Source organism: Alteromonas sp. MmMcT2-5, from assembly GCF_022348315.1.
Classification (GTDB): domain Bacteria; phylum Pseudomonadota; class Gammaproteobacteria; order Enterobacterales; family Alteromonadaceae; genus Alteromonas; species Alteromonas macleodii.
This window is the reverse complement of record NZ_JAKRFB010000011.1, coordinates 20,291-43,857: the sequence shown is the minus strand read 5'-3', so window position 1 is coordinate 43,857 and position 23,567 is coordinate 20,291. Positions and strand designations below refer to the sequence as shown.

The 23,567-nt window shown below is 45.1% G+C and carries 14 protein-coding genes; 7 read left to right on the top strand and 7 right to left on the bottom strand.

The genetic code is table 11. The features are described 5' to 3' along the window. The first annotated feature begins 77 nt into the window (after positions 1-77). Together MHN09_RS07185 and MHN09_RS07180 are read left to right on the top strand one after the other, a co-directional pair. The gene (locus MHN09_RS07185; protein WP_239239901.1) at positions 78-2,783 is read left to right on the top strand and encodes a TonB-dependent receptor; all 2,706 of its coding nucleotides are present in this window, start codon (positions 78-80) and stop codon (positions 2,781-2,783) included. A 144-nt stretch (positions 2,784-2,927) separates the two neighbouring features. Then, entirely contained in the window at positions 2,928-5,246 is a 2,319-nt protein-coding gene (locus tag MHN09_RS07180; protein WP_239239898.1) for a phytase, read from the top strand. 179 nt (positions 5,247-5,425) lie between these two features. Here the strand turns inward: MHN09_RS07180 and MHN09_RS07175 are convergent, their stop codons facing one another. The 3 genes from MHN09_RS07175 to MHN09_RS07165 form a co-directional block, all read right to left on the bottom strand. Then, positions 5,426-5,845, bottom strand: coding sequence for a CBS domain-containing protein (locus tag MHN09_RS07175; protein ID WP_014949170.1), 420 nt, complete (start codon positions 5,843-5,845; stop codon positions 5,426-5,428). Between the two features lie 180 nt (positions 5,846-6,025). Beyond that, positions 6,026-7,093 (bottom strand): isoaspartyl peptidase/L-asparaginase, encoded by a 1,068-nt coding sequence (locus MHN09_RS07170; RefSeq protein WP_239239895.1) that lies wholly within the window; start codon positions 7,091-7,093, stop codon positions 6,026-6,028. 148 nt (positions 7,094-7,241) lie between these two features. Then, positions 7,242-11,024 (bottom strand): ATP-binding protein, encoded by a 3,783-nt coding sequence (locus MHN09_RS07165; protein WP_239239892.1) that lies wholly within the window; start codon positions 11,022-11,024, stop codon positions 7,242-7,244. A gap of 241 nt (positions 11,025-11,265) precedes the next feature. Here MHN09_RS07165 and sbcB point away from each other — a divergent pair, with 241 nt between their 5' ends. Both sbcB and MHN09_RS07155 read left to right on the top strand, forming a co-directional pair. After that, the gene (gene sbcB, locus MHN09_RS07160; protein ID WP_239239889.1) at positions 11,266-12,696 is read left to right on the top strand and encodes an exodeoxyribonuclease I; all 1,431 of its coding nucleotides are present in this window, start codon (positions 11,266-11,268) and stop codon (positions 12,694-12,696) included. A gap of 127 nt (positions 12,697-12,823) precedes the next feature. Beyond that, positions 12,824-14,479: a FapA family protein gene (locus tag MHN09_RS07155; protein WP_239239886.1), complete on the top strand. Its 1,656-nt coding sequence runs from the start codon at positions 12,824-12,826 to the stop codon at positions 14,477-14,479. 19 nt (positions 14,480-14,498) lie between these two features. Here MHN09_RS07155 and MHN09_RS07150 read toward each other — a convergent pair whose 3' ends face one another. The 4 genes from MHN09_RS07150 to MHN09_RS07135 form a co-directional block, all read right to left on the bottom strand. Beyond that, positions 14,499-15,902 carry a transporter substrate-binding domain-containing protein gene (locus MHN09_RS07150; protein WP_342340188.1) on the bottom strand — a complete coding sequence of 468 codons (1,404 nt, stop codon included), beginning with the start codon at positions 15,900-15,902 and terminating at the stop codon, positions 14,499-14,501. Positions 15,903-16,034: 132 nt separating this feature from the next. Next, complete coding sequence (kynU, locus tag MHN09_RS07145; protein ID WP_239239880.1) at positions 16,035-17,270, bottom strand: kynureninase; 1,236 nt, start codon at positions 17,268-17,270, stop codon at positions 16,035-16,037. Beyond that, positions 17,260-18,489, bottom strand: coding sequence for an alpha/beta hydrolase (locus MHN09_RS07140; protein WP_061485643.1), 1,230 nt, complete (start codon positions 18,487-18,489; stop codon positions 17,260-17,262). The genes kynU and MHN09_RS07140 overlap by 11 nt, the downstream gene beginning before the upstream one ends. A 101-nt stretch (positions 18,490-18,590) precedes the next feature. Beyond that, positions 18,591-19,766, bottom strand: a complete 1,176-nt coding sequence (locus tag MHN09_RS07135) for an acetyl-CoA C-acyltransferase (protein ID WP_049586525.1) — start codon at positions 19,764-19,766, stop codon at positions 18,591-18,593. A 352-nt stretch (positions 19,767-20,118) separates the two neighbouring features. On the opposite strand from MHN09_RS07135, the gene MHN09_RS07130 reads away from it, so the two are divergent. The 3 genes from MHN09_RS07130 to MHN09_RS07120 all read left to right on the top strand — a co-directional run bounded on the left by MHN09_RS07130 (position 20,119) and on the right by MHN09_RS07120 (position 23,556). Next, positions 20,119-20,526: a MerR family DNA-binding transcriptional regulator gene (locus tag MHN09_RS07130; protein WP_014949161.1), complete on the top strand. Its 408-nt coding sequence runs from the start codon at positions 20,119-20,121 to the stop codon at positions 20,524-20,526. Continuing rightward, positions 20,523-21,692, top strand: a complete 1,170-nt coding sequence (locus MHN09_RS07125; protein WP_049586522.1) for an isovaleryl-CoA dehydrogenase — start codon at positions 20,523-20,525, stop codon at positions 21,690-21,692. Before MHN09_RS07130 ends, MHN09_RS07125 begins: the two co-directional genes overlap by 4 nt. Positions 21,693-21,948: 256 nt before the next feature. Then, a complete protein-coding gene (locus MHN09_RS07120; protein WP_039229963.1) occupies positions 21,949-23,556 on the top strand; it encodes a carboxyl transferase domain-containing protein in 1,608 nt (535 codons plus the stop codon). Positions 23,557-23,567 lie beyond the last annotated feature (11 nt).

The following is a 23,567-nucleotide window of genomic DNA, read 5'->3' as shown; positions in this document are numbered from 1 at the left end:
GCATTCTTAGGGTACTCATTCACTTACTTAGCACTTATTCAAAACGCCTTTTTACTGCTTAATTAATTGGAAAATAAATGAAAATTAAAACCGCGTACTCTTCTCTAACACTTGCCTGCATAGCGGCAATGGGCCTTAGCGTCGCTACACCTGCTTCAGCTGCTGATGGCGTAATTATCGGTTCAGTAAAAGACACCGCACAGACGCGCAGCTATACCGGTGCTCAAATTAAGCTTAAAGAATTAGGACTGGCTACTGAAGCTGGCACAGACGGTACATTTCGGTTTCCCTCTATTCCAGAGGGTACTTACACGCTAGAAATTTCTTATCTTGGTGAGGAAACGGTTACGCAAGCGATAAAAGTGACGGACAACGGCATTGCGCGCGCAGCCGTGGAGTTTGGCGGCGGCGATACCATCGATGAGATCTTGGTACGTGGTCAACGAAGCGGTCAGGCAAGTGCCATAAACCAGCAGCGAACGTCAGATCGTATTTCGTCTATTGTATCCGCAGATGCCATTGGACAATTTCCAGACCAAAATGCTGCTGAGTCGTTACAGCGTTTACCTGGCTTGTCAATTGAGCGAGATCAGGGTGAAGGTCGCTTCGTCGGCATACGCGGTATCGACCCCAACTTGAATAACGTAACCATTAACGGCTTGAATATTCCCTCGCCTGAATCAGGCGTACGTTCAGTAGCCCTTGACGTCATTCCCTCTGAACTCATCCAAACGTTAGAGGTATCTAAATCGGTAACGCCCGATATGGACGGAGACGCCATTGGTGGTTCAGTCGCGGTGAAAAGCGTGAGTGCGTTTGATAAGGCTCGAGATACCGCGAGCGTAACCGTGCAAGCCAGTCAAAATGATTTACGCGATGAAACCAGTCCAAAGCTTTCTGGTACGTTTACTAAGAAGCTTTCGCCCGAATGGGGGGTGGCTGGCGCCATTTCCTACTTTGACCGAGATTTTGGTTCAGACAATGTTGAAAGTAACGGTGACGATGAGCTTGAGCAACGTCACTACACGATCACTCGCGAACGTTTGGGTAGTGCGTTAAATATCGATTTTCGTCCTGACTTCAACAACCAATATTTTCTTCGCACACTTTACAGTGAGTTTTCTGACGACGAATACCGTCAAGGTAATATATTCACGTTCGATGGCGAAGACTCAGAAATAGAAAGAGAAAGTAAAGACCGCTTTGAAAGCCAGAGTATTTTTACTGTGGCGCTTGGTGGTGAACACCAATTAGATACCTGGAAAGCAAACTGGCAGCTCGGTTATGCAAAGTCTGATGAAGACGAGCCAGATGCACTGTATTACGTATTCAAAACCGAAAATGACAGTATCGACGCAGACTTAAATACTATGCGTCCAACCGTGTCACAAAACGCTGATGCCATGGACTTATCAACCTATGAAGTCGATGAGATAAGCTTTGAAGATAACTACACGAAAGATACCGAAACCAGTATTAAATTCGACGCCGCCCGCCCCATCAACCTTGGTGGCTATATCGGTGAGTTAAAAATTGGCTCGAAATACCGAAGCCGAGAAAAAGACCGCGACAGCAGCATCGCTATTTTTGATGGAGACTTCGACGACTTAGACGCTTCGCAATTTGGAGCTGCCAGTCCAGATTACTCTCTTGATAACTTTGGGCCTGGGCTTAATCGAAGTGAAATGCGTAACTACTTTAACGAAAACCGTAAGAGCTTGGAATTAGACAGCCTAAATTCTGAAGTAGAATCTCGTGGCGCGACCTATGTGAATGAAGAGGATATTTTTGCCGCTTATATCATGGGCAGCGTAGATATAAATAAACTTCATTTGGTAGCAGGCGTACGCTATGAACGTACTAACTTTTCTACATCGGGTATGCGAGTAGAGCTTGTAGAAAACGAAGAAACCGACGTGGAAGAAGTGGTAAATACGCCATGGGAAGCAGAGCGCGACTACGATCATTGGTTACCCAGTGTAAATGCCAGATACACTGTTTCAGATAAACTTCAGCTTCGCGCTGCCTACACCCAAACTATTTCAAGGCCAAAATTTGAAGATGTAGCGGCATTTCAAATCATCGAGAGTAAAACAGAAGAAGATGATGGCGTATTTGTAACTGAACGAGAGGCGGAAGTTGGTAACCCTGACCTTCAGCCTTACGAAGCACAAAACGTTGATTTGTCGATTGAATACTATCCTGGTGACATCGGTGTAATTTCAGCAGGGCTGTTCTACAAGAATATCGATAACTTCGTTGTGTACGCTGATGTTGCAGGTACAACCGGTTGGGAAGGTTTTGAAGAGGTCATACAGCCAATTAACGGCGACTCTGCCGATTTAACCGGCTTAGAACTTTCTTGGGTGAAAGCTTTCAATAACGGTTTTATTGTTTCCGCCAATGCTACTTTTACTGATTCTGAAGCGACTACCTTCTTAGATGGCGAAAAATTTGAAACCCAGTTACCAAATCAATCAGACCGTATTGGCAACATCACCATTGGGTACGAAGCGAATGACTTCAGTGTACGTCTAGCCACCACCTATAAAAGCGACAATTTCGAAGAGATTGATGGTGACATGCTCAGATTTGAAGACGACCACGTACAGGTTGATTTCATGGCGCGCTACTACATCAACGACAGCATGCAGGTGTATTTCAACGGCATCAACTTAGGTGACGAACCTTTCTACAACTATTTCGATACGCGCAACCAAAACGCGCAGTATGAAGAATACGGCCGCACGTTCGAACTTGGCTTTACTTGGCAGCTTAACTAGGCAGGTATATCGAAAGTTAATTATCGGGTTTGAAGGCCGTAGGTAGTATGGCCTTCAAGCCTGCTCTTAATAATCTGTAAGCCATGTTTTAGTCGATGCGCCATGCATGGTTTGATCTCAGTAAGTTTCAGGACAATAACAACAATGACCAATCAGCGTCACACCAAAACAGTTTTTAAAACCACAATTACCACAGCGGCACTTTCAAGCGCACTTTTGACGTTGTTCAGTTGCGCAGCCTCTCACGATACCAATACCAGCGCAGATACCCATGCAAATATCAAGTTAGCGCACAGCGAAAGCCAGCTAGTAAAAGCAGAAAGCCAAGACATCGCATTACCGCTAACAAAGCTAAAAAATGGTCTAATCCTGACTCTGCACTACCAAACGCACGCCGACCATTCTAACACCCAAAGCGCTTACAAAGACGCTTACAAAGACACCCATACTAACAACACTAGCAAGGACGCCCGCGCCAACAACAAACATAAAGTTTACGATGACACCCACGCTATCAACATTAATGTTAACGAACATAAGGGTATTTCACTAAGTAACTCTGAAGGAAAAAAGCACTTCATTGCGGGACATTACACCTTAGCACGTGCCGAAGTTGTGGAATCTAATTCAAAACAATGGGTGTCTTTAGTAGTGTTCAATAACAACACCCAGTACATAGAGGTGTATCGCATTAACGCCGCGTCTCTTGAGGTTGGTCAACCGCAAACCCAGTTGACCAATGGTTCTGAAGCCATTTGTGCTACAACATCAAGCGCTGGCGAACTGCAAATTGTTAATATCGATGCGACAGGCACACTGAATCAGTATGAATTTCATGACGGGCGCTTTTTATCGCTTAGAGACTTTGCGATAGGTCCAGGCATTAAAAGTTGCGCGATAAATGCCAATACCGAAACGCTATACCTTGCTGACGAATTTGCCGGTGTGTGGCAATTAGACACCGATATTGAAAGTGAGCTAGCAAAAAACCTTATTTTTCACGATCAAGATGTTGCCATTGAAGGTGTAGCCACCCTATCTTCAACGACGGTAGATGGCGTGGATATCGCTGCCTGGGTGAGTCCGGATGCCAGCGGGGTATGGCTTAAAACGCCATGTCTTACGCAATTTGTCTCGCTAATGAATACTGCGAACGAAAGTAACTCAGCAGATCGCCAGTTGAAAGCAACCAACAAGTCTACTTTTATTCAGCCTGAATTTGTTCACCTGTTGTTAAGTGAAGAAGGCACACACATTTCTTTTGTTGTTGACGATGACGAATCAGGCGACATGTTTACTGCCGAGCTTCCTTCAAAACTAAGCGCAGCTATACTTAATCGACAATGCAGTACCGATTTTAAAGCTACCTCGCTAAAAGAAAATTACATGGAGAAGGCGTATACAGATAACAGCGCGTCCCAACATGCAAACCTAACTATCAAGGTTAAACCCGATGTTGAAACTGACCCAGTGGAAAATCATGGCGACTCCGCTGACGACCCTGCCATTTGGGTTAACTCGCACAGCGCTTCACAAAGCCGCATAATCGGCACCGACAAAAAAGGCGCATTAAATAGCTATGACTTAGCTGGCAAGCTAGTGCAAAGCCTTCCTGTTGGCAGAGTGAATAACGTTGATGTGGGATACAATGTGTCTGTGGCACAAATCAAAGCACAGCAAAGCGATACGCCACTTATCGATATCGCAGTGGCATCAAACCGGTCGAATAACAGTTTGTCTGTATTTGAAATAGATAAACGCGGCCATATGACTCAGCTTGGCCACATAAGCACTACACTCAATGATATATACGGCATGTGTCTGTTTGTGTCAGGCGGAATAGCTCATGTATTTGCTAACGACACCAGTGGTCGCTTCGAACGATATAGCGTGTCTATCGCCCCAGACAAAACTATTGATGGACACTTAACACAGTCCTTTTCACTGCCCTCACAGCCAGAAGGATGTGTTGTGGATACTAAAACGAACACGGCATACTTAGGTGAGGAAGGTGCTGGGATTTGGGCCTTGGATATTACTTCAAACAGCAATCAGCCTCAGTTCATCGCTGAGATAGAAGCCCCGGTAGAAGCTGATGTAGAAGGTTTGGCTCTGTTTAATGTAGATGCACAAACATACCTAATCGCATCTAGTCAGGGTAATAACAGCTATGCTATCTATCACGTACACACTGAAAACCCTGAAGTCTTGGAACTTATGGGGCTTGTTCAAATAACGGCAGATAAAGCCGCGCAAATTGACGGCGTGTCTGAAACAGATGGGCTTGATGTAACCAACGCTAACTTGGGAGGAAGGTTCACCGAAGGGCTTTGGGTAGTACAAGATGGAAGAAACGTCATGCCTAGCGAGACCCAAAACTTTAAGCTAGTTGCTGGTGCTTCACTTAAAGATGCGATCAGAAAATTAGCGAGCGCCAAGCGTGAACGCCACTCACACATGTAACAAATAATACGAAAAGTAAATAAGAAGGAGGCGTTAAGCAAGTTAACGCCTCCTTTCTGGTATATGATAAATGCATGGTGCCGCACCAGCTTCTGGCCTTTCTAACCCAGCGCCGCACCTTCATTCATTACGCTACCTGCAGCGCTAAATCCTACCAAGCTAAATTAAAGTGCGTTAGTCTAGCCCGCGCGCTGGTATCCATCATTTAATTGAACATCAATAGCCCGTAGCACTGCCGTTCGATTAATTGAGCCTAACAGTACCCCGTCATCATCAACAATGGGGTAAACTCTCGGCTTTTCCTTTAACAGCAACTGCGCTAACTCTATTACCGACATATAAGGTTTGATAGAAATCACAGGGGTTTTCATGATTTCCCCTACTCTACAAATTTGTTCGCGATAGTAGCTTGACGCAATCATTTGAGCGATACAGTCTTGCTCAGACAAAAAGCCCACCACTCTACCTTTGCTATCGAGTACCGGACCACCACTCTGCCCACTGGCTAATAACACTTCGACAGCCTGCGCAACGGGCATATCGACATTAAGCTTCACTGGGTGAGTATTCATATAATCACTGACTTGCAACGATTCCATTTTCAATTCTCCAGCCGTGGCGCCTAATGTGACCGATACTGCGACTTAATTGGCGTTACGGCACTTCAATTATTTTTAACCACATGTGAAAGCAATTTTCCCCCACACTTTAAGATTAGACGTTTCGTTACATACAAGCCAGCACATTTAACATTAAAATAACAAATAGTTTTTCAGTGATCAGTCCTTGTAAATTGCCACTTTAACTTTACCATTTATGTCAACACTAGCGCGGTACATACCCGCAGAATTGAAAGGCATAGCGACGTTACCTTTAGCGTCAATAGCAATCACACCACCATCGCCACCGGCTTTAACAAGTACGTCGTTAACTACAGTGTTCGCAGCGTCATTTAACGTTAAACCCTGGTACTTCATTCGCGCACAAATATCTGCTGCCACGTTGTATCGAATAAAATATTCACCATGTCCTGTTGCCGATACCGCGCAGCTTTCATTGTCGGCATAGGTCCCCGCTCCAATAACAGGCGAGTCTCCAATACGTCCGTACCGTTTAGCCGTCATTCCGCCAGTGGATGTTCCCGCGACAATGTTGCCTCCTTGATCCAATACTACGGCTCCAACAGTGCCAAAGCGCTCATTGCCTTGCTGCGAACCGTAACCACTCGATACCTGCTGCATACGTGCTTTCGCTTTATCTAAAGCTTGCTTGCGAAACTCGGTATCAAAAACGGTGTTGTCTACCTGTTCAAGGCCATTTTCTTTTGCGTAATCTTCAGCGCCTCTCCCTGAAAGCATAACGTGTGGAGATTCATTCATTACCAATAACGCAGCCTCTATTGGGCTTCTTATTGTTTTCACCCCCGCAACAGCACCTGCATTTTTACTGCCGCCGTGCATTATCGACGCATCAAGCTCGTGCTCACCGTCGAAGGTATATACCGCACCGATGCCAGCATTAAATAACGGCGAGCTTTCAAGAATTTTGATGGTTTCTACTACCGCCACTTCACCTTTTTCGCCTTTCTGCAACAAGGCGTAGCCATGCTGCACCGCTTGGGTTAATACGCTTTTGTAGTCCGCTTCTTTTTCTGGCGTCATCGATGATTTTAAAATGGTTCCTGCACCGCCATGAATAGCGATAGCTACGGGTGTTTTTCCTAATTGTTTGGAATCATCCGCTAATGCGGGAACACTCGTAATGGCAAACGATGCAGCAAGCGCGCCTATTGCATACAGTGCATGTCGAACTTTATTGGGCTGGCGAAAAATACGAGATGGGTTCAAAAGCTTTACTCCTAATAGCTACGTTTTACGTGCGCGCATAATCTGTGAGATGGTTTGAGTACAGATTTCTAGAATCAATTCAACGCGCTCTGTTGATGCGATTTTTACGCGACCTTAGACGTAAGATGACACAATTAGCTTAGGTAGGCTAGGCTACCTCGAGGATCTCTAAGAAAGTATTAAGATCATCGGTGATGGAAGGGAGTAGCGCTTCAGCGTCTTCCCACTTTTTCGCCTTTGACAATTCCCATAAGCTCTCAAAGTCTCGTTGTAACTGTACGGCACCAATATCTGCAGACATACCTTTGAGCTTCAATGAAAGCACCTGAACCTTTTCGAAGTCTCGACTATCAACAGCCTGCTGAAGTAATTTAAGCTTGTCAGGCGCGCTTCTGGAATACAGCTCGCACACACGGGAAAATAGCGCTTTATCGCCCATTATCCGAGCAATGGCATCGTCTTTTTCCCAACATCCATCAAGCTCCTCTGAATTGTTTTCATCAACTTGAGTTTTACTGACGTTATCAATTTCAGCCTCCTTCTCCGAGCCCTCGCGAGCGGCGATATCATTAGCTATTTTCGCATTCTGTAACGTGGGGGCTATTTCTACTTCAGACTCTTTACTTGACTGAGCCTCTGTTCTTGAATGCGATAGCGTGTCGCAGTCCATTTCTTTTGAGATGGCACTCAACAAACTGTCAACCAGTGGAGGTTCGCTGACAGTGATTCCGGTACCTGACCTCGTATCAGTATCGTTAAGCTCTGCACTTGCTAATGCCGTTATTTGATGTACTAACCATTGTTTCACTTTAGGAATAAGTACATCGGCCATGACAGGCTTTGTCGCAAAGTCGTCCATACCTGCCTCTAAACATTTCTCTTTTTCGCCGAGCATGGCATTGGCTGTCATGGCAATTATAGGTACATCTTTGTGCATCGCTCCTGCCTTACCTTCTCGTATGGCTCGGGTAGCGTCATAACCATTCATATTAGGCATCTGACAATCCATCAATATGCTGTGAATTCTGCGGCCTTTGCTTTCACATTTCGTCAAGAACGCCACAACTTCCTCACCATCGCTGCAGGTAAACAATTTAACAGGTAAACTTTCCAGCACTCCCTTCGCCACCTCGCGATTGATCATATTGTCGTCAACTATCAATAAGTTGGCATTCTCAATAGACAATTGCTGCTCAGTATCGTCTGCTGCCTCTTCACCGTCTGAGATGTCCTCAGCTTTCCCTTTACCTGATGAGATATCTGATTGGTTTAATGTATATCCCGACAGCGCAGCGTCTAACCCTTGTTGGACAATTGCAAAACTCGACCTGAATAATGGCTTTGGCAAGTAAAGCGGCACAAGGTGATTAAAGTGGAAAGGTGTCCCTTCTAGTTTTTGAAGAATATAAACCACAGGTAACGTACCAGCGTCTTTAGTTGCAGCTTGTGCCTGCCATATATCATCTAGCTCACGAATGAGTGAACTGGCCTCGTCCACAATAATGGCATTTAATTGCGTCCAAGGTACTGTTCCTAACTCAGAATGCTTACCTAATACTTGCGGCTCTGCACCGACGTGTAAGGCTAAACAACAGATGTTTTCCTCTAAAGGTGGATAACTTGCAGAAACACCGATTGTGATCCCGTTAAGCAGCATACTTTCGTTTTCCACCGCCATTTTATGCTCGAACGCGCTGTCGTAAGTTGTTTCAGGAAGAGTAACGAAAAATGAGAAGGTGCTGCCTATGTCAACTTCAGAATTGAACGTAATGTCTCCTCCCATAAGCTGGCTCAATTGCTTGCAGATAGACAAGCCAAGTCCGGTACCTCCGTATTGGGTAGCAACAGATGCATCAGCCTGCGTAAACGCGGTAAACAGTTTGGGCTGATTTTCTTGTGCTATCCCTACGCCCGTGTCACATACGCTGAAATGAAGCTGTTGTGTCCCCGCATCTACATCACTTAACGATGCTTGTAGCTTTATATGCCCTTCTTCAGTGAATTTAATAGCATTGTTCAATAAATTACTAAGAATTTGGTTGATTCTGTGTGGATCTGAGTTTATTTCCACCGGGGGAAGACCTGTTGTATCAACAAGAAGCTGTAGTCCTTTAGAAGCTGCCTTAACGGCAAAGACCTTGGCGATAGACTCGATAAGTGCAAGCGGATCAAAATATTGATTATTAATATCAAGCTTGCCCGCTTCAATTTTAGACAAGTCGAGAACGTCGTTAATCAGCACACTGAGATTGTTGCAGCTAATTTCCATCATGGAAACAAGCTGTTCAGCTTTTTCATTAAGGGGCTGACGCTTAAGTAGCGCCAAGGAGCCAACTACCCCGTTTAACGGTGTTCTCATTTCATGGCTAATATTAGAAATAAAAGAGCTTTTAACACTGCTCGCTTTTCGCGCCTCTTGCGTCGCTTCAACAAGTTCTTTCGTCCTGCTTACCACTTTTTCTTCAAGCTTCAGGTTTACCCTTTCTATTGCGTCTTTTGCCTTGCGTTCGTCGGTCACATCTCTAATTACAACAGCAACGCCTGAAAACTGTGACTGTTCACCCCAAATGGTAGATGCGGTTATAAGTAGCGTGTGCTCTTCTTTTTCGTCATCGGTGTAAGGGGTTGTAAAGGTACTTTGCTTTCCGCCTTTGGTGAGAACCGATTCAAGCCCTAATAGAGAAAGCTCCTCAAATGACGAATAGTGATGATTTAAAATAAGCTGGCTTGGGATCCCAAAAAGTGACTCGGCTGCCATATTCCAACTTTTCACCACGCCAGCAGAATCTACGCTAAAAATCGCATCTTTAGATATAGCGATAATAGCAACGGACTCACCGCGCACCTTAGCCAGCTCAATGTTTTTACTGTTACTTCGGTGTACGAAGAGTAAAACGCTTACAAAAATTAGCGTAACTACCCCAATTACACTGTAAACGCTAATCCTCTTCTCATTGATAAGGGCTGCCACTTCTGACTGAGACAATGCCGTATGAAGAAAAAACGGGGCGGTTTGCTGATTTCCATTTATCGTAAAAGCACGAGTGACCGTATACAAAGATGAGTTTGTCTGTGCGGTCTGTTTAATTTTAGCCCTACCTATTTTCGAAGGGCTTTCGAATTCGCTCGCCCAATTCACCGTAGGATTTAAATCTCTGGAGAAGGACTTATCACTGTCTGGATGACTGACAAAAAAGCCTTCACTGTCGGTAACAAATAGCAATTGATTGCCGACAAGCGTTTGTTCCATTTGCGACAGTAGAAACTGGGCGTTTACGTTCATGATTATAAAACCATAACGCTCACCAGAGCTGCTGAAGATTGGAAGAGAAAGGCGAATAACGCTTTTATAAGGAAACTCGAGCTTCCCATATTCACGATTCAAATTGATATCTGAAATATAAAACTCGCCCTTATTGCGCTTAACACTCTCTATGAAGTAACTTCTCGCTGCTTTAGGTTGTAAATCGTTGCCCTTAACTACTAAAACACTTTCCCCGTTTCTTTCCACTCGAATAAACTCATTTCCATCCTCATTGGCTTGAATGATCCTTAATTGATCGACTTCTTCGTTATTTTCGATAAAAGCAACGAAAATCGTTTCTAGTCGCTGCTTCCACTGTTCCAACGTCGTACCGTCTTTGGGGTCTAGATTTTCATTTTCAGTCGCGCGGACGATGCCGCTTATGGGTGGTGTCTGATGTAGAAAGTTAAGCGCATTGATATACTTTCTCACCTGAGAGTTTGCAGCATTTTCAGCACTGGCGGCACTCTCTTCTAATGCCGTGAAAGTTTGAGATTCAGCCGTCGCTTTGATATTACTTTCGAACAAACCAACAACAAGTACAACAAGCACTGTTGCAAGTACTAACGCTAAGCCTAAAGTACTCTTAGCTTCACTGATGGATGAACTGGATTTAAGGAACGACAAACAGGCAATATCCGTATAAATTTTGATAACTTAAAGCTAGTCATCATTTTGTTAATGCGCAAGTTTCGCGCGATACATCAAAACGCAAAATACTCAAAAAAAGACAATAATTAACGCGTTTTTTTAAGTCTTGCCGATGGCTAACAAATAAATCACTGTTCATATTAACGCCAGCATTTGGTATTCAATTTCTCGCGGTGTACACTGCCATCAATATTTCTCTAACATCGCAATAGTGGTTATGCACGCACCTACATTTTTGTGGCACGATTTTGAAACCTTTGGCACCAGCCCACAAAAAGATCTCCCCTGCCAATTCGCTGCAGTAAGAACTGATATGGATTTAAATGTGATTGGTAAACCCATAAATATCATGAGCGCCATTGCGAATGATTATTTACCACATCCAGAAGCGTGTTTGGTGACCGGCATAACACCGCAGCAAACCATTCGCGACGGTTCTAACGAAGCTGATTTCGCCGCGCGAATTTATCAGGAAATGTCGACGCCAAATACCTGTAGTGTGGGCTTTAATAGTATCCGATTCGACGATGAGGTTTCCCGCTACCTGTTTTATAGAAACTTTTACGACCCATATTCACGTGAATGGCGAAATGGCAATAGCCGTTGGGATATAATCGATTTAGCGCGAGCGTGCTATGCACTGAGACCCGATGGTATTAATTGGCCACGCCGAGAAGATGGTGCACCAAGCTTTAAACTTGAGGCGTTAACTGCTGCTAATAACATTGGCCACGAAAACGCTCACGATGCTTTGAGTGACGTCTACGCCACAATAGCCCTTGCTAAACTGATAAAAGAAAAGCAGCCTCGCCTTTTCGATTATGCGCTGTCGTTACGCAGTAAACACACAGTTATGCAGCAAATTGATCTCACTAAACCATCGGTATTGCTTCATATCTCGTCTAAACTCCCAGCCTCTCAAGGCTGTTGTACTTGGGTTATGCCTGTGGCAAAGCACCCAACCAACAACAATGCATTTATCGCTATTGATTTATCGCATGACATTGACAGTTTAATGAACGACACACCAGAAGAGATTAGACAGGCGCTTTATGCCCCGTCAGATACATTTGACGATGTGCTAGAAAGACCGGGGCTCAAGCTCATTCACGTCAACCGCTCGCCGTTTATTACCACAGCTAAAGCAATGACAGAAGACAATGCCGCACGACTAGGACTGGATCGCGAGCGCTGCTTAGACAATTACAAAGTACTTGCCAGTATGCCCGAACTGGCCACTAAAATCGTAGATGTCTATGATGACGACATTCAAAGTGGTGAACTGGATATAGATCACGCGCTATATAGTGGTGGGTTTCTTAATGACGAAGACAGAAGGTGGTGTGAGCGTGTAATTGAAGCACAGCCCGATGATTTAGCCACTCTGAGTGAAAAAACACAGCACGAAGGGCTCAGAAAGCAGCTATTTCGATACCGCGCTAGAAATTATCCTAATACGCTGACCGCAGATGAAATGACCAGGTGGCAGCATCATCGCCAAGCTCGCCTGACTGATTCAGCTTTTCACGGCTCAATCACATTAGAAAACTATATGATGCGGTTGGAATCACTGGCGCATGAACACAGCGACAATCCTGAGAAGCAGGCCATATTACGCGCACTTTACCAATATGCCGAAAACCTTTGACGGGCGTTTTAGAACGCCTTAAATTAGTAGATGAAAAAAATAGACAGGCCGAGAACAAGTCAACGTCAAGTAATCGATAGATGCCGCCGATAAAAAGAATACACGTGCGCAAGGGAATAAAGAAGTTATGAATGGCGTAACAATAAGCTTCGACAAATCAAGAACCTACATTAACTTACAGTTAAATCCTTCTGATTTCACGTCAGAAGTTGATAGTAGGGAAATAAGAAAGCAATTAGAGAGCGGAGAAACTAAGCGGCTGTATGTTTCTGAAAAAGCGTTAAAGTCGGCCTGTGATACGGCTAATCATTATTTTAAGACGGGTGATAGCACTGTTGTTCAGGAACGTGTTGGCGAGCGCAAAAATGCTGAAATTGAATTTCGCATTTCCGAGGATGGGATGCAGGCGAACCTTGTGCTGACCACACCCTATGGCGGTAAACTTCCCTCATTAAGTACCGTTAAATCTCTAGCAGTAAAAAACAGAATCATTCGTGGCTTAAGCACCAAAACCATTGAATCTATGCTTACCCAAGCAAGGCAGTCTCCTCCAGGCACAGTACTAGAACAAATTGTCGCGAAGGGCCTACCAGCTAGAAATGGCAAAAACTCAAAGTTTATTCCCCTGGTACCAAATGCACTTGAAAGGGTGTTAAAACCCCAGACGGGTGATGGCGAGCGCGTGGACATGCGTAATTTAGGCGAAGTTATTTGCGTTAAAGTGAACACGCCTGTGCTGAGAAGAACCGAGCCAACTCAGGGCCGTTCTGGCTTCGATATCAAAGGGAATAAAATTCCAGCCGTTGCGGGCGAATGGGTTAACTTTAAAATGGGCAGCGGCACCGTGGTGTCCGACAGCGACGCCAATTTATTAATGTCTGCAATTTCTGGTATGCCGAAATACCGAGACCAGATAATGAACATTGACGATACCTTCATTTGTAGCGGCGTGAACGTTGGCTCTGGGCACGTGAATTACGAAGGTGCAGTATTGGTAAACGGCGATGTTACAGAGAAAATGCAGATCAAGGCCGCTGGAGATGTAACCATTAACGGCTTTGTGGAGTCGGCGTATATCGAGTCTGGCGGCGACATCATCATTACCGAAGGCGCGATGGGTAAAGTTAACGATACCCAAGGTGAATTCCAATGCCAACTAGTCGCAGCCGGCAGTATCCACGTTCAACACGGTCAAGGCATTGATATTCAATGTAGCGGTAATATTACCGTTGGTCGTCAGTTGGCGTATAGTCGCCTGCGTTGCGGCGGCGCAGTCATAGTTGGACAAATTGATAAGCCCATGGGAAATCTATTTGCTTGTGACATTATTAGCCAAGATCGCGTTGAAGCTGGCACTTTAGGCGCTGTATCTGGCAGTACGTTGAAAGTTGATTTTAGCCCGGGTTTTAACCAATTGTTAGAGCGCAAAGACTCTTTAGATGAATTGTTGAAGCAAATTCGCGAAAACAATCTAAAACACAAAGAAAAGATTAACCTTATTCAAGGTAAGAAAGTGCCTAAAGAGCTTCAACGTAAAGTAGCTGAAGCCTTAGAGCTTTTTAACAATGAGAGCGCATTGCTGGAGTGGCTTGAAAACAAAGCCAACGACGTCAAAGCAGCAAAAGAAAACTACCAGTCTGATATAAAACTTATCGCGAACAAACGTCTTTATCCCGGGGTCTCGGCGAAGCTTAATAATCGTAACTGGCGTTCTGAGCGAGAATACGACAGGGCACAAATTCGTTACGATTCGCACCAATGGCACTACGACCCATTAATTTAACCGAACTAGTTCACTGAAGTTACTGTGCCACAGTTACGTTGCCATACCCTTGGCGCTTTGACTGGTACAGTGCCTTCATGGTGCGTTCAAACCACTCTGTGAATTCCTCAGACTCCCTGAGTTCAGATAAACCCATGGCCGTTTTAAAACTCTCGACAAGCGAGTGATGGGTAGAAATGCAGTCTAACAATCTGTCTGCAAGGTTTTTAGCTGCGTTTAACTCGGTTTGAGGGCACAAGATAATGAACTGTTCACCGCTAAAACGCGAAACAACATCGACTTCTCGAACGGTATTTAGACAATTCGTTGCCACGGCTTTTAGCGCCTCTTCTTTAGCCGAGGGCTCAATTGAATCTCTGTCATCACTTACAGGGGTTAGTTCGATAACAATTAACGAAGCCGTAGTGTGAAACCGATGGAAACGTGAGATTTCTTCTTCAGCGCGCTGGATCATATGGTTGCGGTTATATAGCCCTGTTACTGTGTCGTGAGCAGACAAGAAAGCAAGGGTCTTGTTCTTTTCTAACAAGGTTGCTTGTAACGCACCTATTTCCTCGTTTTTCTGGCTAATTATGCGCTTGTAGCCGCTAACGTTTCTATTTCTAAAAGTAAAAAGCAAGAAAACTAAAATGACAACTGCGGTGCTCAAAACTATAACGACATAGTTACGACTATAGCGAACTTGGACATTATTCCACTGCTTATAAATTTCTACCTTTCGCGTTTCTGGAATACGCTCAATGGCAAAGTTAAGCTTGTCCACCAGGTGGCCATAGGTTTTGTTCACACCAAAAGCTAATGAGTCGAAGGGCTCGGCGTAACCAACAATATTGAGGTCTTTAAGCTTCAAATTATTGATGTGCATATTCACGCTCATTAATGAGCCCACCATTACATCAAACTCATCATTCGCCAGCTGCTTTAGCCCTTCTTCTTCAGACGGAATAAGCTTTAAACGTAACCCCGGATAGTGACGTGAAATATATTCAACTTGGCGATAACCCTGAACAATCCCTACTACTCGATTTCCCACTCCAGCATAGCCTTGTATCATTGGCATTCCAGACTTAGCCACCAGTACATTGGGCGCTTCAAAATACGGCACGCTAAAGTCGAGGAACTGCTTTCGATAGTCTGAAGTATTTAGCATGGGGATAACTTGGCATTTCCCCTGCTGAACGTACTCTAGGCTCTGTTGCCAGCTCTCAGTGGGCACTAGGGTAAACGTTAATTCAGATAGTTCAGCAATCAGTTGCATATACTGAGCAGAAACCCCCACATGGATACCGTTTCTGATTGCTTCGTAAGGCGCCCAGTTAGGATCTATACAGTACGTTACATTATTAGATTGTTCAGATGCCGCCTTTTGACCATCTTCTGCTTGTAGGAGCGCGCTAAAACAACTCGCTCCTACAAACAACATGGTACAAAGCAGATATTTTCTTATTTTTTTCAACTGCACACCCAAAACATGTGAAGATATCGATGACAACCGCGAAGTATTAAGCGTAAATTCAAAAATTGCAATTATTTAGCTGATAATCTCGCTTTTCAGCTAGGTAACGCTCTGTCTTTGCTGAAACTCATCGTTTTCATAGCGCTTTTCATTCATAATTTCGGTAAGGCTTGCCACCGCTTTTTCAATATCGACGAAACTTAAATACAGTGGCGCAAAACCTATTCGCAGAATATTTGGTGCACGGAAATCTGCAATCACCCCCTCAGCGATCCACGCTTGGCAAATGGCGTAAGCGTGGTCGTGCGCGAAAGCAAGCTGACTACCTCGGTTATCAATGCTGGGGCTTACAATGGAAAACTTGTCCAGAAGGCCTGCGCGCTTGGCTTCAGCGATGAAAAATGCCTGTAGCTTTTTGGATTTTTCATCAATAGCTTTAAGTGATACATCTTCAAATACGTCTAATGCCGCATCTAAAATGCTCATTCCAATAATTCCTGGCGTACCGCACAAGTTTTGCTTCACGGAATTGTCGCCAGCGTAATCAGGAGAAAATGAGAAAGGCGAGCTATGCCCCATCCAACCAGACAAAGGTTGTTGATACTGTGCTTGATGTCGTTTAGCGACATAGATAAATGCTGGCGCGCCAGGGCCGCCATTTAGATATTTGTAGGTACAGCCGACTGCAAAGTCCACATTACATTCGTCTAGGCTAACAGGAAATACTCCAGCACTGTGCGCTAAATCCCACAAAGTTAAAATGCCCCTTTGATGGGCTTGCTCGGTAATGGTTTGCATATCGAGTTTGTTGCCACTTCTGAAATTTACCTGTGTCAGCATCAGTACGGCAATATCATCAGTTAGCTGTGATCCAATACATGCTTCGTCAACATAGCGAATACTGTAATCGCTGCCTAGTAAGTCAAGCAGGCCTTGCACCATGTAAATGTCGGTAGGAAAATTATCGCGGGTCGTCGCTATTACCTTGCGACTTGGGTGCATTTTCAACGCCGCACTTAATACTTTAAACAGATTAATAGAAATGGAGTCACAACAAATAACTTGGCCACTTTTAGCGCCAATCAGGCCGCCAATCTTATCACCCACTATTTGAGGTAGATGGATCCACTGATGCTTGTTCCAGCTTGTAATGAGCCCCTTTCCCCACTGTTCATTGACAACTTCGTCAGCTCGCTGTTTCGCAGCCTTAGGAAGAGGTCCTAGCGAATTCCCGTCTAAATAGACCGTATTAGCGGGAAGCGAAAACGCCTGCGCCTTGTCACGGAGTGGATCTTTAATATCAAGTTGTTCAGCTGAAAAAACCTTATTCATCATGTTCACTAATAACCTCAAGTAAAGCATCAAAGGATGTTGATTCAGGGTGAAGCCAATCGAAATGGCCACCATTTTTAATTATTTTTGGGTTGGTTCCAGATAATACAGCGTGGCGCGCTGGCACTATACTATCAGCATCGCCTTGGAGTAGTGTAATTGGCAAACTGCCATGGGTTGGGCGTGGTGTCGCCCTTTGATATGCGGTTGGAACATCTTCAGGCGTTCCATTCATGAATTTCGCTGTAGCCGACTGGCAGCTGTTATGTCCCATGGCATAGGACTGGATGTCCGTAATTGCCGCTAACCCGATAATCCGTTTTATGTTTGCGCGCGATAGGCTCAAGGATGACGAAGAAAGACGTTGCGCAGCAAGCAGAGCTAAGTGCCCACCAGCAGAATGCCCCGCAATGTAAATGTTAGTGTAGCGCCCTTCGTTCTCTATTCGTTTTAAGGCTGTACTTATTGCTTGTGTCACGTCGTCTAAACTACCGGGCCAGCCACCGCCTTCATCACCTACGCGCCGATACTCTGTTACGTAGACACCCATCCCAAGCTCTGCTAAAGCATGATACATCCCTTTCGCATGTTCGTAACCGTAGGCATTAAGCCAACACCCACCGTGAATAAATATTAACGCTTTATCAGCATACATTTCGTTCGTAGACGAACGTCCGTGCCAAGTATAAATCGTTTGTAATGGGTCATCGCCGTAGCTGAATTGTTCATCAGCTTCGCTTGTTGGCAAGACACCCAACGCTGAATAAGGCACCTGGCTTATTTTCTTGGGGTAAATAGCTGACGATTCACTGTTTGCGTGGGCGCTTGTTGGCAAGACACCCAACGCTGAATAAGGCACCTGGCTTATTTTCTTGGGGTAAATAGCTGACGATTCACTGTTTGCGTGGGCACTGTTGGCATGGGTGTCATCCGAAGTCTTTTTTTCTTCGTTAGTGTGGGTGTCTTCCGAAACAGCGTTGTTAGAAACATCAACGGTTGATTGAGTTTCGTGAAGCGCAGACAGAGTTAAGTCATCGTGGGTGTCTTCAGTACTCGATAAAGAACGTGATTCCTCGTAGTGAGTGCCATTGTTATCGTGGGTGTCTACGTAAGTCGAGTTTACTGAAAACGATGAGTCAGCTTGGACTTTCGTAACAAGCGTTATAGTGGATAGGGCAACCGCAAGGGTTATAGAATTGATAACGTTAGTCACTGTCTTCATGCTTTTGTATTTTTCTTTATATTGAACCACAGAGCGAAATCAATGTGATTAGGCTCCGTGATTAAATATTTTACATATTTGCCATCTATAGCTATAGCGGCTTAGAGCATTTCAACGGCAAGCGCTACACCCTCACCACCACCAATACATAAAGATGCGATACCTTTGCGACCACCGCGTTGCTTAAGCGCGTGAAGTAGTGTTACCAAAATGCGTGCACCAGAGGCTCCAATTGGGTGACCCAATGCACAAGCGCCGCCTTTTACGTTTACTTTACTTTCATCTAATCCAAGCTTCTTGACAGCCAACATGGTTACCATGGCGAAGGCTTCGTTAATTTCGAAAAGATCGACTTCTTCTTTCGTCCAACCTGCTTTATCCAGCACTTTTTCCATAGCGCCAACAGGCGCAACAGTGAAGTTTTCAGGTTCAATAGAATTTGTAGCGTGAGCAACCACGCGCGCAAGCGGTGCTAGACCAAGTTCATTTGCTTTGCTTTCGCTCATTACAACCAGTGCCGCTGCACCATCAGAGATTGAGCTTGAGTTAGCAGCCGTGACTGTACCGTCTTTTTTGAAAGCCGGTCTTAGTGTTGGAATTTTTTCTGGGCGAGCGGAACCTGGGCCTTCATCGGTATCAACAACAGTATCGCCCTTACGAGACGAAACTGTAACGGGTACTATTTCATCGACGAAAGTTCCGCTGTTTATTGCTTCATGTGCCTTGGAAAGCGAGCTTAGAGCAAACTCATCCATTTCACCGCGAGAAATATTTTCTTCATCAGCAGTATCCTGTGCGAAGCAGCCCATTGCTTTGCCGTCATAGGCATTTTCCAGACCGTCTAGCATCATATGATCAAGTACTTGGCCATGGCCCATACGATATCCCGTTCTAGCTTTAGGCAACATATATGGCGCATTACTCATGCTTTCCATCCCGCCTGCCACGACTGCTGTCGCACTGCCTGCTTTAATTAAGTCGTGGGCCATCATTACCGCTTTTAAGCCCGACCCGCATACTTTGTTGATAGTTGTCACACCTGCACTTAGCGGAAGCTCCGCCCCCAGTGACGCTTGTCTCGCCGGAGATTGACCAAGACCAGCAGGTAATACACACCCCATGATGACTTCATCAATTACAGAGACATCCATCTCTTCACAGGCTGCTTTAATCGCAACTTCTCCAAGTTTGGTCGCAGCAAGCGAAGATAAATTACCGTTGAAACCACCCATTGGTGTGCGCTTAGCCGCGACAATAACTACTGATTCGTTACTCATAACCGTGCCCTTAAAATTCATATAAATTATAGAGTTAAGTGAAGAAAGCTACGTAGATGTATACAAAAGTAAACACCCCTAACAGCTACAACGTCTTGCCTTCACCATGAAAAATTGACGTTAGCAAAATGTTACTTTACCTTAACGTAAAATGTAATTAACGTTAACGTAAACCTGTACTAAGTATGTGTCAACCAAACACTACGTTTTAATATAGCGGTATATAAAACCATCTACCTTAAAACGATAGTGCTATTGCAATGACACCCAACCTACTACAGAGAATTTAATTACAAAGACACCCACGTCAAAACAAGGGTGTTAAACAGCGCTGAAATACAAGGTACGTGTAATGAGCAAGTACGACGACGAAACAACATATGCAATAGGCGAACTCGCTCGAGAGTTTGACATTACTCCTCGTTCAATTCGTTTTTACGAAGAACAAGGCCTAATGTCACCGTCAAGAACGGGACAAAATCGCGTTTATCTGAACAAAGATAGAGTGCGCTTAAAGCTGATCTTGCGAGGAAAACGACTAGGATTTTCCCTTGCTGAAGTCAAAACACTGTTCGACATGTACGACACCAACCCCAATTCGGCTATTCAGTTAGAAGCCATGCTCGAAATGACTGAACAGAAAAGAGCGGTGCTTAAACAGCAGCTAGAAGACATCCAGATGTTAATGACTGAACTGGATGATGTTGAAGCACGTTGCCGTGAAGAACTCGCAGAACTCAAACGAGGAAATATCGCATGAACACCTCCTACCCTACTTTAAATTTTGGACTTGGCGAAGACATCGAGATGTTACGTGATCAGGTCTATCAATTTGCACAAAATGAGATTGCTCCTCTTGCTGAACAAGCAGACGCAGACAACCAATTCCCAAACCAATTGTGGACAAAACTTGGTGATATGGGCCTATTGGGCGTTACTGTTTCAGAGCAATATGGTGGCTCTGATATGGGCTACCTTGCGCATACTATCGCAATGGAAGAAGTTAGCCGCGCGTCAGGTGGTATCGGTTTGAGCTATGGCGCGCATTCGAACCTTTGTGTTAACCAGATCTTTAAAAACGGTAATGATGCCCAGCGTGAAAAGTATCTGCCTAAGTTAGTAAGCGGTGAACATATTGGTGCACTGGCAATGAGTGAACCCAATGCAGGTTCAGACGTTGTTAGTATGAAGTTAAAAGCTGAAAAACGCGGCAACAAATACATTCTAAACGGCAACAAGATGTGGATCACGAACGGTCCTGATGCACATACATTTGTTATCTACGCTAAGACCGACCCTAACGCAGGGCCAAGAGGGATCACAGCGTTTATCGTAGAGCGCGATTTCCCTGGCTTTAGCCGCGCACAGAAACTCGACAAACTAGGTATGCGCTCTTCTAATACCTGTGAATTAGTTTTCGAAGATTGCGAAGTACCAGCTGAGAACATTCTTGGCAAAGAAGGCGAAGGTGTTCGCGTACTTATGAGTGGCCTAGATTACGAGCGCCTTGTTTTATCAGGTGGCCCGCTAGGCATTATGCAGTCGTGCATGGATATCGTAGTACCTTACATTCACGACCGTCAGCAGTTTGGTCAATCAATTGGTCAATTCCAGCTAGTACAAGGCAAAGTAGCTGACATGTACACGCAAATGAATGCCGCACGCGCGTATGTCTACACCGTTGCACAATCATGCGATCGCGGTGAAACAACGCGAAAAGATGCTGCTGGCGCTATTCTTTACTCAGCGGAACTGGCAACCAAAATGGCATTAGATGCCATTCAGCTACTTGGTGGTAATGGCTACATCAACGAATACCCGACGGGACGCTTATTACGTGATGCCAAGCTTTATGAAATTGGCGCAGGAACGTCTGAAATTCGCCGAATGCTTATAGGCCGCGAGCTATTTAACGAATCGAAGTAATACGGAGTTCTGGGTGGAAACAAACTTCGTTTGAAACAGGGAAAGCTCAGGCATTCCCTGTGTCATTGAAATTAGGAAGACACCCACCCTACTCTATTTAAAGTAGATTTAGAAACGCTGAACTTTATTAATAGGCTAATGAATTGCAAAGACACCCACCGCAGCGCAAGCGCTTAGCATGGGTGTCTTGTTAATCATCTTGCTAACTAGTGGCTAACGCGACAGCCGTCGCCTAGGCCCAACACAAGGAGGGGTTATGCCCGTTCTTCGCTCAAGTATAAATACTAAATCCGAAACATTTATCGCAAATGCTGAACACATGCAGGCTCAGGTAAATGATCTCCTCGAAAAAATCGAACAAATTTGCCAAGGTGGCGGTGAAAAAGCGGCGGAGCGCCACGTGTCTCGAGGAAAACTTCTACCTCGCGACCGAATCAACGCACTGATTGACCCAGACACGCCCTTTCTGGAAATAGGCCAACTGGCAGCATGGGAAGTCTATGAAGACTATGTACCTTGTGCCGGAGTCGTTGCCGGTATCGGTATTGTTGCAGGTATCGAGTGTATGATTGTAGCTAACGATGCTACTGTAAAAGGCGGGACGTACTACCCCCTTACCGTGAAAAAGCACCTTCGCGCTCAGACTATCGCAGAGCAAAATAACCTACCTTGTATTTACTTAGTGGATTCAGGTGGCGCTAACTTACCTCGCCAAGATGATGTATTCCCAGATAGAGAGCACTTTGGTCGCATCTTTTTTAATCAAGCGAATATGTCTGCTAAGAATATCCCTCAAATTGCGGTAGTAATGGGTTCCTGTACAGCCGGCGGTGCTTATGTTCCCGCCATGGCTGATGAAAGCATTATCGTAAAAGAACAAGCGACTATTTTTCTAGGCGGCCCACCGCTTGTTAAAGCTGCAACAGGTGAAGTAGTTACCGCAGAAGAGCTTGGCGGTGGTGACGTTCATACTCGAATTTCGGGCGTTGCCGACCATCTCGCCAACAACGACCACCACGCGCTCTCATTAGCGCGTAATGCTGTCTCCAGACTAAACCGAAAGAAGCCAGAATGCCTGGACGTGGCCGAGGTAAAACCTCCACGCTACGACACCAAAGAAATATACGGCATTGTGCCTGCTGATAGTCGTCAGACATACGATGTAAGAGAAATCATTGCGCGTGTTGTGGATGACTCAGACTTTGATGAATTCAAACCGCTTTACGGCACAACCTTAGTTTGTGGTTTTGCGCGCATTTTTGGTTTCCCAGTAGGCATTGTGGCTAACAACGGCATACTTTTCGGTGAAAGCGCACTTAAAGGTGCGCATTTTGTCGAACTATGCGCCATGCGAAAAATCCCTCTCGTATTTTTGCAAAACATCACAGGCTTTATGGTCGGTAAGCAATACGAGCACGGCGGTATCGCAAAACACGGTGCAAAAATGGTAACCGCTGTAGCATGTGCGAATGTACCAAAGCTTACTGTCCTTATCGGCGGCAGTTTCGGTGCAGGCAACTATGGCATGTGCGGCAGAGCCTATGACCCACGCTTCCTTTTCATGTGGCCAAACGCTCGAATCTCTGTAATGGGTGGTGAACAAGCTGCAGGCGTTCTCGCCCAGGTTAAGCGCGACCAAAAAGAGCGCTCAGGCGAGTCATGGTCCCAAGAAGAGGAAAAGGCATTTAAACAACCTGTCATCGACACTTACGAAAAACAAGGGCATCCATACTATGCGTCTGCAAGGCTTTGGGATGATGGTGTTATCGACCCTGCGGACACTCGATTAGTGCTTGGCCTATCGCTTTCAGCGGCGCTTAACAAGCCTATCGAAGACACCCAATTTGGCATATTTAGAATGTAGGAGTGCAGGTA